The sequence below is a fragment of the Sorangium sp. So ce590 genome, from assembly GCF_051521365.1.
GTDB lineage: Bacteria > Myxococcota_A > Polyangia > Polyangiales > Polyangiaceae > Sorangium.
This window is the reverse complement of sequence record NZ_CP150346.1, coordinates 7,177,219-7,191,588: the sequence shown is the minus strand read 5'-3', so window position 1 is coordinate 7,191,588 and position 14,370 is coordinate 7,177,219. Positions and strand designations below refer to the sequence as shown.

The window sequence follows — 14,370 nt, the reverse complement described above, 5'->3', positions numbered from 1 at the left end:
GGAACCCGCGGACGCGGAGCTCCGACCCACGCAGACTGAGATCTACGGATCGCCTCAAGGCCGAGGGATAAACCATGTCCAAGCATCAGGGAAGATTGTCCTCGTGGACGCGCATTCTGCCGATCGTCGCCGGGGGGCTCGCGGGCGTCATTTCATCCGTCGGCGCTTCGAGCCTCGTGCAGCCGGAGCGCGTCGCGGGCGCGGCGGCTCCATCGCCTCCGGCGGAGAGCTCCTCGCAGGATCGAGCGCCCGCGGCGCGTGACGGCCGCGCGGCGTCTCCGGAATCGTCGGCGGACGGTCAGGCGGTCGTGGTCGAGCCTGCGGTCGAGCCGGGTGCTATCGACATGGATCCCGAGGAGGAACGCGCCATCCTCCGGCAGCGGGAGCACGACTGGCTGGCCATGCACGCCGCCGACGCGACTGACCCTGCGTGGAACGGCCAGGCGAGCGCCAGGTTGAACGCCAGCCTCTCCGCGCTCGCCGCGCAGGGGAGCTTCCAGGTGGCGGACGTGGATTGCCGGAGCAAATCGTGCCTCGCCACCGTGCGGTGGTCCTCGTACGACCAGGCCGTGACGTCGTACCAGGAGCTCGTGCATGCGCGCTACGACATGCCCTGCACGCGCACCATCCTGCTGCCGGAGCCCGAGGACCGGGCGGCGGCCTACCAGGCCAACCTGACGTTCGATTGCGAGCGCGATCCTCGATCCACAGCGCAGTAGGCGCAGCGCCCCCCCTTCACCCGTCCCACCGAACGGCGGCGCCCTTCGAGGGCGCTGCCTCCCGCCGCCTGCCGTCGTACTTGGCCGCGTCGCCGGCGCTCGACGCGCTGCCGCCGTCGCGCGGCCCCGGCATGCGGGTGGAGCAGACCGCTGCTCCAGGTGATGGCCCGAGCCGCCACCCCTGAAGACTCCAGCCGCTGACCGGGCGCCTCGAGGCCCGCGCAACGGTCGTTTTCGCGAGCGAATCGCCCCGATAGGCGCGCGCGCGCCGGTGGCATCAAGGTTGCTATTCATCCGGACACGCAGGGACGTCCCCCTTCCGCCGCCGTCTCCGGCGATCGCCGGGAGGGCTCCCCGTCGACCTGCAGAACACCACCCGAGGTGAATCGACATGCGATATTCCGCAATGGTCTCGAGCGCGTTGACGGCGGCATCGGCGATGATGATGGGCTGCGTTGCGGCGCCTGATCTCGACGAGCAGCTCGTGGGCGAGGTATCCCAGCCCAGCATCTGCGGCAGCACGAGCGATTTCCAGCACGTCGAGCAGTACGACGGCACGCTCGGCGTGACGGCGGGGTTCGTCGGAGCGCACCAGGCGCCGGTCGGGCAGATCCAATGGAAGAGCGATCTCGCGTCCCGCTACGCGAACCCGGGCAACGTGAGCGGCACCCGCACCTGCTCCGGGACGCTGATCGCGCACAACCTCTTCTTGACCGCCGGCCATTGCTTCGATCCTGACGGCGGTGGCTGGACCTGGCCCCGGACCGCCGCGAACACGCCGATCTCGGCGAGCCAGGGGGCCGCCGAGATGCGCGTCAACTTCGGTTACCAGGAGGACCCGAGCGGCGGCCTCAGGACCGCGGTGTCGTTCGACATCGTGTCCCTGCGCGAGCACCGGCGAGGCGGCCTGGATTACGCCGTCGTGCAGCTCGCGCAGAGCGCCGCCGCGAGCTACGGCTTCACGGTGGTCTCCACGACGGACGCCGCGGTCAACGACATGCTCGCCGTCATCGGCCACCCGAGCGGCGAGCCCAAGCAGATCGACGCGGGCCCCGCCAGCAGCTTCAGCGGCGATTATCTCCAGTATGGCTCCCTCGACACGCTCGGCGGCAACTCCGGCTCAGGCGTGCTGCGTGGCCCGTCTGGCAAGCTCGTCGGCGTCCACACGAACGGCGGGTGCACCTCGGTCGGAGGCGCCAACGCCGGCGTCAGGATCACGTCGATCATCGAGGAGTCCCCGATCCTCCGCGACGTGACGCAGCGGCTCGTCGTGTTCTCGAAGGGCTCGGACGGCGCCATCTGGCACAAGTTCTACGACGGCGGCTGGTCCGGCTGGACCTCGCTCGGCGGCACCCTCGCCTCGGCGCCGTCCGCCACGCTCACGCGGGAGGGCCGCCTGACGGTGTTCGCGAAGGGCACCGACAAAGCCATCTGGCACAAGTACTATGACGGCGGCTGGTCCGGCTGGATCTCGCTCGGCGGCACCCTCGCCTCGGCCCCCGCCGCGACCGTGACGCGCGAGGGGCGACTGACGGTGTTCGCGCGCGGCACCGACAACGCCATCTGGCACAAGTACTATGACGGCGGCTGGTCCAGCTGGATCTCGCTCGGCGGCGCGACCACGCATGATCCGGCGGCGGTCGTCACGGCCGATGGGCGCCTTGTCGTCTTCGCGAGGAGCACGAGCGGCGAGCTCGTCCACCGGTACTACGACGGCGGCTGGTCCAGCTGGATCTCGCTCGGCGGCGCCGTCGCGTCGGGCCCCTCCGCGGTCGTCACGGCCGAGGGGCGACTGACGGTGTTCGCGCGCCGCCCCGACGACGCGATCTGGCACCGGTACTATGACGGCGGCTGGTCCGGCTGGTTCTCGCTCGGCGGCGCGATGGTCGACCAGCCCGGCTCCGCGGTCACGCCCGAAGGGCGACTGACGGTGTTCGCGCGCGGCGCCGACAACGCCATCTGGCACAGGTACTACGATGGCGGCTGGTCGAGCTGGACCTCGCTCGGCGGCGTGTTGACCTCGAGCCCGGCTGGGCTCTGATCGGAATACGCCTGCTCCTCCTCCTCCTCCTCCTGAACGCACCCATTGCCGCTCTCGCTCGGGGTCGCGGTCCTTGGGATGCTGTCGATGAAGGGTACGGAGCGGCGTCCAGGAAACGGGGGGCGGCGTCCAGGAAGCGTGGGGCGGCGTCCAGGAAATGGGGGGCGGCGTCCAGGAAACGGGGGGCGGCGTCCAGGAAACGGGGGGCGGCGTCCAGGAAACGGGGGGCGGCGTCCAGGAAGCGGGGGGCGGCGTCCAGGAAACGGGGGGCGGCGTCCAGGAGCGCTGGAGCTTGAGGGATCCACCTCGCGTGGACCGCGCTATCCTCGGGCGAGCGCCTCACCCGAGAAGACCGGACGGGATCCGGCGAGAGACCTCATGACCGCCCCTCAGAACCCGCTGCTCAACGACCGCGACGTCGAGTTCCTCCTCTACGAGGTGCTCGACGCGCCGCGCCTCTGCGAGCTCCCCTATTTCGCCGATCACGCGCGGGAGACGTTCGACCTCTACCTCCAGAGCTGCCGGCGGTTCGCGCGGGAGGTGCTGTTCCCGACCTATCGGCCGGTGGACGCGTCTCCGCCGCGCTTCGAGGGCGGCGCCGTCACGGTGCACCCCGCCCTCAAGCAGGTCTTCCGGCCGATGGTCGAGCTCGGGATGCTCACCGCGACGCGGCCGGCCGCGGTGGGAGGCCAGCAGCTGCCGCTCGTCGTCGCCACGCTCGCCGGCGCCTACCTGCAGGCGGCCAACCTGAGCGCGTGCGGCTACCTCGGGCTGACGACCGGGGCGGCGCACCTGATCGAGGCGTTCGGCGACGACGCCCTGAGGTCCGCCTTCATGACCCGGATGTACGCCGGCGAGTGGACCGGGACGATGGCGCTCACCGAGCCCCAGGCCGGATCGAGCCTGGCCGACGTGCAGACGCGCGCGGCGCCGACCCAGGCCGGGCACTACCTCGTCCGCGGGTCGAAGATCTTCATCTCGGGCGGCGATCACGACCTCACCGAGAACATCGTCCACCTCGTGCTGGCGCGCATCGAGGGCGCGCCGCAGGGCATCAAGGGGGTGAGCCTGTTCGCCGTGCCCAAGCGGCGGCCCGAGCGAGGGACCGAGGGCGGACAGCTCGTCCCGAACGACGTGGAGGTCGCCGGCGTGATCCACAAGATCGGCTGGCGCGGGCTCCCGAGCCTGGCGATGAGCTTCGGCGAGCGGGACGACTGCCACGGCTACCTCGTGGGCAGCCCCCACCAGGGCATCGCCTACATGTTCCAGATGATGAACGAGGCCCGGATCATGGTGGGCGTGAACGGCGCGGCGACCGCCTCGGCGGCCTACCACGAGGCGCTCGGCTATGCGCTCGTCCGGCCGCAGGGCCGGCGGCTCGGCTCGAAGGACCCGGCGGCGCCGCAGGTGCCGATCCTCGAGCACGCCGACGTGCGCCGGATGCTGCTCCGGCAGAAGGCCATCGTGGAGGGCAGCCTCGCGCTGCTCGCCACGACGGCGCGGTACGCCGATCTCGCGGCGCACGCCGCCGACGCGGCGGAGCGGGAGCGCGCGCAGCGGCTCCTCGACCTGCTCACGCCCATCGCCAAGACCTTCCCCGCCGAGAAGGGCTTCGAGTCGAACGCCCTCGCGCTCCAGGTCCACGGCGGCTACGGCTACTCGAGCGAGTACCTCCCGGAGGCGTGGCTCCGGGACCAGAAGCTCAACTCGATCCACGAGGGGACGACGGGGATCCAGGGCCTCGACCTCCTCGGCCGCAAGGTCGTGGCCGGGGGCGGCGCGGCGCTCCTGGCGCTCGGCGGCGAGGTCGAGCAGGCGATCGGCCGCGCGCAGCAGGCCGGGGTCGAGCCCGCGTGGGGCGAGCGGCTCGGCGCGTCGATGTCGCTGCTCGGCGAGCTGACGGCCCACCTCGCGGAGGCGGGGGTCCGCGGCGACGTCGAGCGGATGCTGCGGCACAGCGCAGATTACCTGGAGCTCGCCTCGGTCCTCGTGGTCGCCTGGCAGTGGCTCGCGATGGCCGCGGCGGCCCGGGAGGGGCTGGCCCGGGGCGCCTCGCCGGCCGGCTTCTACGAGGGCAAGCTGTGCGCGGCGCAGTACTGGTTCTCGACGGAGCTGCCGCGGGTCGAGGCGCTCGCGGCGCTCTGCCGCTCGGGCGACGACTCGTACGCCAGGATGCGACCGGAGTGGTTCTGAGGAGCGCGCGGCGCGGGCGCCGAGGCGCCTCGGCCCCGAGGCCATCGCGCGGCTCCGCGCCGAGCACCCGTCGGCCACCCTCCGCTGCGCCTGGCCCTTCGACCTCCCGGAGGTGGCGCGCCCGCTCGCCGCGCAGCTCGCGCGGGACCTCGGCCAGACCGGCGCCCGCGCCGCGCTGAGCCCGCTGAGGTGCGTCCCGTATGCCCCCAGAGCAACAACTTGGAGAGCTTACCTTGTCCCTGTTCAGGGCTTACGCTACTTGATTGACGTCACCTTCAGGGGTGGCCGGACATCGGCAGGGTAAGCGGGCATACACGATGCGCCGTTCCTTGCTTGACACGAGACCCAGGATTCCTCCACCAGGAGAGCGAGATGTACGTCCCGACGACGGCGATCCGGCCTCAGCTCGATATTCGCGCCCAGGCGCCCGTGCCGACGAAGCACGGCGTCTTCCAGATGTTGGTGTTCCACTGGGGTGGGGCCGCGAGCTCCGACCAGGGGCTCTCCCCCGATCACGTCGCCCTGATCATGGGCGACGTGCGCGGCAAGTCGGACGTCACCCTCCGCGTCCACTCCGAGTGCCTCACGAGCGAGGTGTTCGGCTCGCTGAAGTGCGACTGCCGCGAGCAGCTCGAGTCGTCCCAGGCGGAGATCGGCCGCCGCGGGCTCGGCGTCGTCCTCTACCTGCGGCAGGAGGGGCGCGGCATCGGGCTCGCCAACAAGATCCGCGCGTACCAGCTCCAGGCGTTCGGCCACGACACGGTCGACGCCAACCGCATCCTCGGCCTGCCCGACGACGCCCGCGGCTACGAGCCCGCCGCGGCGATGATCGACCACCTCGGCATCGAGTCGATCCGGCTGCTCACGAACAACCCGGACAAGGTGGAGGCGCTCCGCGCGCTCGGCGTGCGGATCTCCTCGCGCGCCCCGGCCATCGTCCCGGCCAACCCGTTCTCCGCGCCCTACCTCGAGGCGAAGCGCCTCCGGATGGGCCACGCCATCCCGTCGTTGCGCGACGGCGCGGTCGCGGAGAGCGCCGCGGCCGGCGACGCCGAGTAGCCCGGGGTGGGCGCGATCCGTCGTGACGTGCGCTGAGCCCTGGCCGCCGGCGAGGTCGTGCTCCTGCGTGCCGGGCGCCTAGCCCGCCAGCGCCAGATCTTGCCGCATCCGATCGCCGCTCTTGCTCATCGTCGCCTGCGCACCCACGACGCGCCCCGCCGCCCCGAGGGGCGTCGGGACCGTCACGTTCGAGGCCGGAAGGCGTTCTTGACGGAGACAGCTGGAGAGGAGACCACGCGATGACCGAGAGTCTGAGGAAGCCCGGGGCAGGCGATGGGCAGCCCGAGACGGGCGAGGCCGAGCGCTTCCATTCGTTGCTCGTCCCCGTCGATCTGACGCCCATTTCGGACCGCGTCCTCGGCCGGGTCGCACTTCTGCCTCTGGCCGATGGAGCTCGCGTCACGCTGCTTCACGGGGTCGTGGCGGCAGCCGCGCGCTCCGGGACACCTTCCTCGGCTCGACCGCGGAGCGCGTCATCCGCCGCGGGCAGCTCCCGGTTCTGGCGGTCCGGCTGGCTCCTCGCGCGACGTACAGCCGGCCCGCGGTCGCCCTCGATCTCGAGCAAGGATCCACGGAGGTGCTCGCCCTGATGCTCCGGTTGAGCTCCGCGGGGCGGCGCGCCGCCGCGACGCTGACGCTGCGCGCGAGCCGCTCCCCAGCCTCGAACCGCCCTCAGGAGTCGCGGGGTAGAGTGAGCGGAGGCGGAGTGTCGGCTGCTCGCGCAGCGCGGCGGCGGAACAGCGCCACACGTGCCAGGAGCAGCGTGGTCACAGGGACCGTGATGGAGAGCATGATGATGATGAGCCACGTGTGCAGCACGAGCCGGGACTCGATCATCGAGAAGTAGAGGATGCTCGCCAGCGTCACGCACCAGCTGCCGAAGGTGTACGCCAGCGCAGGGGGATGCATGCGCAGGAAGAAGTCTTGCAGGCGCAGGAACCCGAGCGCGGAGATGACCACGAACAGGCCGCTCAACACGAGCAACGCAGCGACCGCCGCCTCGACCCAGAGGGGGAGCTCGTTCATTCAATCACCTCCCCGCGCAGGATGAACTTCGCCATCGCGGATGAGCTCACGAAGCTGAAGAGCGCGATCAACAACGCGGCTTCGAAGTACGTGTCGCTCCGGTGACGAATACCGAGCACCAGCATGACCAGCATCGCGTGGAAGTAGAGCAAGTCGAGCGCGAACACGCGATCCTGTGCCCGCGGCCCCCGGATCAACCTGATGACCACCAGGACCGACGCGACGGCGTAGCAGCCGAGCGCGAAGGCGATTGCGCCAGACAGAAGTGCGCTCATTCGAAGATCTCCCTGAGCGGCTCCTCGTAGCGAGCCTTGAAGCGGGCGACGAAGGCGCCTTCATCACCGACATCCCACACGTGCAGCAAGAGCGCGCTGCGATCGAGCGCGAGCTCCGACCACACGGTGCCCGGAACCACGGTCGTCACCATGGATAACGCGGCCAGCCCGAGGGGGTCACGCAGATCGAGGGGAACGATCACGAACCTCGACTGCGGTCGCCGCCATCGCCATGTGACCACGTCCCAGGCGATCTCGAAATTCGAAAGCAAAACGTCGTAGCCGACCCTCAGGATGAAGCGCACGACGACCAGCGGTCGCCGCACCCGGACATTCGTCAGTCGCAGGGCCGAGGTAAGGAGCGGCACCGCCAGCGCGAGCCCCAGCCCCAGGACGATCTGGCCCGCGCTCGTGGAGCGCGCGAGCGCGAGCCACAGCGCGAACAGAGCGGCGGACAACAGCGGCGCGGGCACGAGCTTCTCGACGAAGATCACGGCGCCTCCTCCTCTTCGATCACGGAACGCGTCGGTCCCGGACGAGGCCTCATCGACAAGACGGCCTCGATGTACGCCTTCGGCGAGTGCAGCCCCGCGGCTGTCGCGCTCGTGGTGCGCAGGACCGGCTCAGCGCACAGCGTGAGCAAGATGCAGCAGAGGATGAGGCCGAGGACGGAGGCGGCCTCGACGGCCTTCAAGCGGGGCGGAAGCCGCCCACCCGACGACCAGAAGTATCGAATGCCCGCCCTCGCGAGGGAGATGGTGGCCGCGAGCCCCGAGAGGAGCAGCAGCCCGAAGAGCATCCACGCAGCGGGCGGGATGGGGGCGCCGGCGCTCGCGTGGCCGCCCCCTCGGGGCGACAGGAGGGCGGTCAGCAACGAGGCCTTCGCGACGAAACCCGAGAGCGGCGGCAGCCCTGCGACGAGCATGGCGCAGACCATGAACGCCAGGCCGAGCAACGCAATGGACACCGGAAACGCGCGGGCGACGAGCGGCGCCTCCTCGTCGTCGAGGTTCGTGTCCTCGCCCGGCTCCACGTCGAGGTCCGGCACCCGCCGCTGTCCATCGGAGCCGATGCGCTCCACCAGCTCGACGAGGAGGAAGAGAGCGCTCACCGCCAGCGTGGCGCTCAGCATGTAGAACAGCGCCGCCGACGTCACCGCGGGGGTCCCCGTCCCGAGCGACGCGAGGAGCGTCCCCGACGACACGATCACCGAGAAGCCCGCGATGCGCCCGAGGGACATGGAGGCCATGAGGCCGATCGCGCCGAAGGCGATGGTCGCGAGCCCCGCGTAGAGCAGGACTGTCCCCCCGAACTGCGCCGAAGCGCCCGCGGAGAAGAACAGCGTCCACAAGCGCAAGAGCACGTAGATGCCCACCTTGGTCATCAGCGCGAAGAGCGCCGCGACAGGCGCGCTCGTGGCCGAGTAGGCCGGCACCAGCCAGGCGTTGAGGGGCCAGATCGCCGCCTTGATGAGGAACGCCACGGCGAGGACCGCCGCGCCTGCATGCAAGAGCCCGCGATCGCGCGCCGGGACGAGCGCGAGCTTCTCGGCGATGTCGGCCATGGAGAGCGTGCCCATGACGCCGTAGAGCACCGCGAGGCCAACGAGGAAGAGCGACGACGCGAGCAGGTTCACCGCGATGTAGTGGAGCCCCGAGCGCACCCGCGGCCACCCGGATCCATGAAGATGCAGGCCATACGACGCCGCGAGCATCACCTCGAAGAACACGAAGAGGTTGAAGAGGTCCCCCGTGAGAAAGGCGCCGTTGAGCCCCATCAATTGAATCTGGAAGAGCGCATGGAAGTACGCGCCCGCGCGACCCCACGCGGCTTCCGCGTAGAGGGCAGCGCAGAGGCTCACCACGCCGACCAGCACCAGCATGAGCGCAGAGAGCCGGTCCGCGACGAGCACGATCCCGAAAGGCGCCTCCCAGTTCGACATGAGATACACGCCAGCGGCGCCGGACGAGCCGCCAGCGTCGGCGCCGCGCAGGATCTCCAGCGCCACGAGCAGGCCCGCCAAGGCCGCGCCGATGTTGGCGATCGACTTGGCGCGCTTGCGCTTCTGACCCAGCAGGAGCAACAGGGCCGCCGTCATCAGCGGCAGCACGACGGGCGCGACGATGATGTGCGGGAAGCGCTCGGTCATGGCTCCTCCCTCGTTCCATCCACGTGGTCGGTGCCGCTGAAGCCGCGCGAAGCGAGGAGCACGACGAGGAAGAGCGCCGTGGTCGCGAAGCCGATCACGATGGCCGTGAGCACGAGGGACTGCGGCATCGGATCCGTGTAGTGCTGAAGATCGGCGGGCACGCCAGGTCGCACGAGCGGTGGCTTGTCGATGAAGATGCTCCCCATGCTGAAGATGAAGAGGTTCACCGCGTAAGAGAGCAACGTGAGCCCCATGATCACCTGGAAGGTCCGCGGACGCAGCACGAGCCAGATCCCGGATCCGCCGAGCACACCGATGACGAGCGCGAGCAGGGCTTCCATCTAGCTCGTGCCCTTGCTCGTCGACGACGCCGGGCTCTGTGCTGGTCGCCGGTGTGCACGCAGCGACTGGTGAGCGAGCGCCGTGAGGGTGAGGAGCGTCGCTCCCACGACGACCGCGAACACGCCGAGGTCGAAGAAGGTGGCGCTCGGCAGGTGTACTTCGCCGACCAGCGGCAGCCTGACATGCGCGGTGTGCGTCGTGAGGAAGGGATAGCCGACGGCGAGCGCCCCAAGGCCCGTGGTCGTCCCGAGCAGCAGTCCAACGGCGATCCACCGCACCGGACGGAGGCGCGCGCGCGCCTCCAGCCAGAGCGCCCCCGAGACCATGTACTGCATGAGCATCGCGATCGCGACGACGAGGCCGGCCACGAAGCCGCCGCCTGGCTCGTTGTGCCCACGAAGAAGGAAGTGCGCTGCGACGAGGAAGGAGACCGGCAGGAGCAGGCGCGCGATGACCGCCGGCACCATCATGTATCCGCGCGTGGCGTCCTCGGCCGTGCGCGGCTTCACGAGGTCGGTGACGACGTCGGCCGGAAGAGTTCTCTGTTGCTGGGGCTGCTCGATGCTCTCCGGGGGCGGTCGAAAGCGGCGCAGGAGGGCGTAGACCGTGAGCGCGACCGCGCCGAGGACCGTGATCTCGCCGAGCGTGTCGAAGGCACGAAAGTCGACGAGCATGACGTTGACGACGTTGGCGCCTCCTCCCTCCGGCAGCGCGCGGCTGAGGAAGAACGGTGAGATGCTGTGCGGCGCCGGCCGGGTCAGCATGGCATAGGAGAGCGCGGCGAGACCGCTGCCGGCGCCGATCGCGAGCAGCAGATCGCGCCCGCGCCGCATCCTGTCGCGGGCCGTGACAGGCCTCGAAATTCCTTCGATGCGCATCGGCAACCAGCGCAGCCCGAGCAGGAGCAGGATGGTGGTGATGACCTCCACGACGATCTGTGTGAGGGCAAGGTCGGGCGCCGAGAACCACATGAACGTCAGGCAGGTGACGAGGCCCGCGCCGCCCATCAAGGTGATCGCGATCAGCCTGTGGAACTTTGCCATCACGGCAGCGCCGACCGCGCAGACCGCGCCGATGACCCACAAGAGCACGAACGCGGGCGACGCGGGGAGCCGGTCCCGGTCGCCCCACTCCAGCGGGACGCCACGCGCCGCGAGGAGCGCGAGGAGGAGCGCAACCGCGATGATCACGAACATCTGCGTCTGAAGTCGTCGAGTCCCGACGAGCCGAAGCACCCTTCGCGAGAGGCGCGTGAGCCCGATCAGCGCGCTCTCGAACAGCCGCCTTGCGTTGAGCCGTCCGACGAAGGGCGCGTCCTGGAGCCGCCCCTGCTCCTGATGCTTGCGCAACCAGAGGTACCCAACGACGCCGCCCGAGATGGCGACGAGGCTCATGACGAAAGGCAGGTTGAAGCCGTGCCATACGGCGAGGCTGTACTCGGGGAGCGTCCCACCGACCACGGGGCGGGCTGCCGCTGCGAGCGATGGCCCGATGGAGATCGTCGGCGCGATGCCGACGATGAGGCAACTGAGCACCAGGAGCTCCATCGGTGTCCGCATCCACCGCGGGGCCTCCTCCGGCTGGCGAGGGAGATCGGTCGACGGCGGGCCGAAGAAGATGTCGTAGCCAAAGCGCAGCGAGTACACGACCGCGAAGATCGCCGCGATCGTCGCCGCCACCGGGAGCACCACCTCCACCGAGGGGTGCGCGGACAAGAACATCGTCTCGGCGAAGAACATCTCCTTCGACAGGAAGCCGTTGAGCAGCGGCACGCCGGCCATCGCGCCGCTCGCCACGAGCGCCAGCGCGCCGGTGCGAGGCATGGAACGAATCAGGCCATTCAAGCGACGGATGTCGCGCGTCCCGGTCTCGTGGTCGACGACGCCCGCGGCCATGAACAGCGAGGCCTTGAACGTCGCATGGTTCATGATGTGGAACACGCCGGCGACGGCGGCGAGCGAGCTGTTGAGCCCGAAGAGGAGCGTGATGAGGCCGAGGTGGCTGATGGTCGAGTAGGCGAGCACGCGCTTCAGATCGTTCTGGAACATCGCGATGTACGCGCCGAGCAGGAGCGTCGTCATGCCCGCGCCGCTGACGATCCAGAACCACAGCTCGGTCCCCGACAGCACCGGCCAGAGCCGCGCGAGCAGGAATACGCCCGCCTTCACCATGGTCGCCGAGTGCAGGTAGGCGGACACCGGCGTCGGCGCGGCCATCGCCCGCGGCAGCCAGAAGTGAAACGGGAATTGAGCGCTCTTGGTGAGCGCGCCAAGTAAGATGAGGACGAGCGCGGCTGGGTAGAGCGGGTGTGCCCGCACGTGGTCGCCCGAGGCGAGGGCCACATCGAGATCGTAGCTGCCGACGATGTGGCCGAGGAGGATCACGCCTCCGAGGAGCGCGAGCCCGCCCGCGCCGGTCACGGTGAGCGCCATCCGCGCCCCCCGCTGCGCGTCCACCCGGTGATGCCAGTAGCCGATGAGCAGGAACGAAACGAGGCTCGTGAGCTCCCAGAAGACGACGAGCTGAATGAGGTTGCCCGAGAGCACGACGCCGAGCATTGCGCCCATGAACGCGAGGAGGAACGCGTACAGGCGCGCCACCGGATCCTCGGGGGACATGTAGTAGCGCGCGTACAGACAGACGAGGGCGCCGATGACGGTGATGAGCACCGCGAACATCCACGCGAACCCGTCGATCCGAAGGACCAGATCGAGACCGAGCGAAGGCACCCACGAGATCGTCTCGCGGATCACGCCCCCGTCACGCACCTGCGGGAACAGGCTGATGACCCAGATCGCCGCGCCGGCCGACACGAGCCCTGCGCAAGCCGCGAGCTCGGACCGTGCCCGCGTCGGCAGGACCGCGGTGAGTACGCTTCCGAGAAATGGCAAGAGGAGCAGGGCCGCCACAGGCATGGCGCGCGAGTGTACTTGCTGGCCGCACCGGTTTCAGCCAAAAGGTGGGAGGGGTCGCAGCGCTCGCGACACCGGCGACAAAAGCTCTCAAGCGGAAGACGCCGTGAGCTCGAACAGGATATCCCGCGGTTCTCGACATGCCGTGCGACCTCGTCGGCCGGGGGCCGGAGGTCGAGCACCCACGCCCGCTACGTCTTCGCCGCGCCCTTCAGCCTCGCCTTGAGCTTCGCGGCGTAGCCTTCCTTGTTCTCCTGCTTCACCCGGCCGATCGCCAGCGCGTCCTCCGGCACGTCGCGGGTCACGGTCGTGCCCGTCGCCACGTAGGCGCCCGCGCCGATCTTCACCGGCGCCACGATCTGCGAGTCGCTGCCGATGAAGGCGCCGGGGCCGATCTCGGTCCGGTGCTTCCGGAAGCCGTCGTAGTTGCAGAAGATCGTCCCGGCGCCGACGTTCGCGCCCTCGCCGATGTCGCCGTCGCCGAGGTAGGCGAGGTGGTTCGCCTTCGCGCCCTTGCGGACCACCGTCTTCTTCGTCTCGACGAAGTTGCCGATGTGCGCGTCGGCCTCGATCTGGCTGTCCGGGCGGAGGTGCGAGAACGGCCCGATCTGCGCGCCGGCGCCGATCGACGACTGCGAGGCCACGGTGTACGGCTTCACCGTGGCGCCCGCCTCGACGACCACGTCCGTGAGGACCGAGCCCACGTCGATGCGCGCCCCCGCGCCGATCCGCGTCTGCCCCCGCAGCACCGCCGCGTGCTCGATCACCGCGTCCGGCTCGACCGCCACGCCGGCGTCGACGCGGGCGCTCGTCCGGATCGTGACGCCGCTCCGGCGCAGCCGGTCGGCGATGCGGCCGTAGAGCGCCTCCTCGGCGGCGGCGAGCTGCGCGCGGTCGTTGATGCCCACGAGCGAGCCGGCGTCCCGCGCCACGACCACCGCGGCGCCGCCGGCCTTCGCGGCCTGCGCGACGATGTCGGTCAGGTAGAGCTCGCCCTGCGCGTTGTCCGTCGTCAGCCCGGCCAGCGCGCGCTCCAGGAAGGCGCCGCGGGCGAGGTACACGCCGGGGTTGATCTCGGTGATCGCGCGCTCCTCGGGGCTCGCGTCCTTGTGCTCGCGGATGCCGATCACGCGGCCCGCGCCGTCGCGCAGGATCCGGCCGTAGCCCGTCGGATCGGCGACCCGCGCGGTGAGCATCGCCATGGGCGCGTCGCGCGCGCCGTCGAGCGCCCCGCGGAGCTGCGTGAGCTGCTCCGGATCGAGCAGCGGCGTGTCGCCGCACAGGATCAGCACCGCCTCGGCGGTCGCCTCGAGGTGCGGCATGGCGCAGCGCACCGCGTCGCCCGTGCCGCGCTGCTCGGCCTGGAGCGCGGTGCGGACGTTCTTGCCCTGGGCGCCGAACGCCCTGTCGAGGTAGCCGGAGACCTCGTCGCGGCCGTGGCCGACGACGACCACGACGTCCGAGGCGCCGGCGGCCAGGGCCGCGTCGACGACGTGGTGGATCATCGGCCGGCCGCAGAGCTCGTGGAGCACCTTCGGTCGGGCGCTCTTCATCCGAGTCCCTTGTCCGGCAGCGAGAACGACAGCGGTGAGCGGGGTGGGTTGGGCGGTCGCCATCGCCCCGCAGCCTATCACCCTCCGCCCCGCCGCCGTCC

11 protein-coding genes are annotated in these 14,370 nt (G+C 70.3%); 4 read left to right on the top strand and 7 right to left on the bottom strand.

Annotated features, from left to right (window positions below; translation table 11 throughout):
* Positions 1 to 74: 74 nt before the first annotated feature.
* The 4 genes from WMF28_RS26835 to ribA all read left to right on the top strand — a co-directional run bounded on the left by WMF28_RS26835 (position 75) and on the right by ribA (position 6,012).
* Positions 75 to 719 (top strand): hypothetical protein, encoded by a 645-nt coding sequence (locus tag WMF28_RS26835; RefSeq protein ID WP_437596168.1) that lies wholly within the window; start codon positions 75 to 77, stop codon positions 717 to 719.
* Between the two features lie 391 nt (positions 720 to 1,110).
* The gene (locus WMF28_RS26830) at positions 1,111 to 2,760 is read left to right on the top strand and encodes a trypsin-like peptidase domain-containing protein (RefSeq protein ID WP_437596167.1); all 1,650 of its coding nucleotides are present in this window, start codon (positions 1,111 to 1,113) and stop codon (positions 2,758 to 2,760) included.
* A gap of 378 nt (positions 2,761 to 3,138) precedes the next feature.
* Positions 3,139 to 4,953 (top strand): acyl-CoA dehydrogenase, encoded by a 1,815-nt coding sequence (locus WMF28_RS26825; protein ID WP_437596166.1) that lies wholly within the window; start codon positions 3,139 to 3,141, stop codon positions 4,951 to 4,953.
* A 372-nt stretch (positions 4,954 to 5,325) separates the two neighbouring features.
* Positions 5,326 to 6,012, top strand: a complete 687-nt coding sequence (gene ribA / locus WMF28_RS26820; RefSeq protein ID WP_437596165.1) for a GTP cyclohydrolase II — start codon at positions 5,326 to 5,328, stop codon at positions 6,010 to 6,012.
* 672 nt (positions 6,013 to 6,684) lie between these two features.
* Here ribA and WMF28_RS26815 read toward each other — a convergent pair.
* The 7 genes from WMF28_RS26815 to glmU form a co-directional block, all read right to left on the bottom strand.
* Entirely contained in the window at positions 6,685 to 7,038 is a 354-nt protein-coding gene (locus tag WMF28_RS26815; RefSeq protein ID WP_437596164.1) for a Na+/H+ antiporter subunit G, read from the bottom strand.
* Positions 7,035 to 7,313, bottom strand: coding sequence for a K+/H+ antiporter subunit F (locus tag WMF28_RS26810; RefSeq protein WP_433927343.1), 279 nt, complete (start codon positions 7,311 to 7,313; stop codon positions 7,035 to 7,037). The genes WMF28_RS26815 and WMF28_RS26810 overlap by 4 nt, the downstream gene beginning before the upstream one ends.
* Positions 7,310 to 7,804: a Na+/H+ antiporter subunit E gene (locus tag WMF28_RS26805; protein WP_437604318.1), complete on the bottom strand. Its 495-nt coding sequence runs from the start codon at positions 7,802 to 7,804 to the stop codon at positions 7,310 to 7,312. The genes WMF28_RS26810 and WMF28_RS26805 overlap by 4 nt, the downstream gene beginning before the upstream one ends.
* Entirely contained in the window at positions 7,804 to 9,462 is a 1,659-nt protein-coding gene (locus tag WMF28_RS26800) for a monovalent cation/H+ antiporter subunit D (protein ID WP_437596163.1), read from the bottom strand. Before WMF28_RS26800 ends, WMF28_RS26805 begins: the two co-directional genes overlap by 1 nt.
* Positions 9,459 to 9,803 carry a Na+/H+ antiporter subunit C gene (locus tag WMF28_RS26795; RefSeq protein ID WP_433927340.1) on the bottom strand — a complete coding sequence of 115 codons (345 nt, stop codon included), beginning with the start codon at positions 9,801 to 9,803 and terminating at the stop codon, positions 9,459 to 9,461. The genes WMF28_RS26800 and WMF28_RS26795 overlap by 4 nt, the downstream gene beginning before the upstream one ends.
* Entirely contained in the window at positions 9,804 to 12,719 is a 2,916-nt protein-coding gene (locus tag WMF28_RS26790; RefSeq protein ID WP_437596162.1) for a monovalent cation/H+ antiporter subunit A, read from the bottom strand.
* A 188-nt stretch (positions 12,720 to 12,907) separates the two neighbouring features.
* A complete protein-coding gene (glmU, locus tag WMF28_RS26785) occupies positions 12,908 to 14,332 on the bottom strand; it encodes a bifunctional UDP-N-acetylglucosamine diphosphorylase/glucosamine-1-phosphate N-acetyltransferase GlmU (protein WP_437596161.1) in 1,425 nt (474 codons plus the stop codon).
* Between the last annotated feature and the right edge of the window lie 38 nt (positions 14,333 to 14,370).

Coding starts and splice junctions, on each gene's coding strand:
- ribA (WP_437596165.1), top strand. CDS start 5,326: ATGTACGTCCCGACGACGGCGATCCGGCCTCAGCTCGATATTCGCGCC.
- WMF28_RS26825 (WP_437596166.1), top strand. CDS start 3,139: ATGACCGCCCCTCAGAACCCGCTGCTCAACGACCGCGACGTCGAGTTC.
- WMF28_RS26810 (WP_433927343.1), bottom strand. CDS start 7,313: ATGAGCGCACTTCTGTCTGGCGCAATCGCCTTCGCGCTCGGCTGCTAC.
- WMF28_RS26795 (WP_433927340.1), bottom strand. CDS start 9,803: ATGGAAGCCCTGCTCGCGCTCGTCATCGGTGTGCTCGGCGGATCCGGG.
- WMF28_RS26800 (WP_437596163.1), bottom strand. CDS start 9,462: ATGACCGAGCGCTTCCCGCACATCATCGTCGCGCCCGTCGTGCTGCCG.
- WMF28_RS26830 (WP_437596167.1), top strand. CDS start 1,111: ATGCGATATTCCGCAATGGTCTCGAGCGCGTTGACGGCGGCATCGGCG.
- WMF28_RS26790 (WP_437596162.1), bottom strand. CDS start 12,719: ATGCCTGTGGCGGCCCTGCTCCTCTTGCCATTTCTCGGAAGCGTACTC.
- WMF28_RS26815 (WP_437596164.1), bottom strand. CDS start 7,038: ATGAACGAGCTCCCCCTCTGGGTCGAGGCGGCGGTCGCTGCGTTGCTC.
- WMF28_RS26835 (WP_437596168.1), top strand. CDS start 75: ATGTCCAAGCATCAGGGAAGATTGTCCTCGTGGACGCGCATTCTGCCG.
- glmU (WP_437596161.1), bottom strand. CDS start 14,332: ATGGCGACCGCCCAACCCACCCCGCTCACCGCTGTCGTTCTCGCTGCC.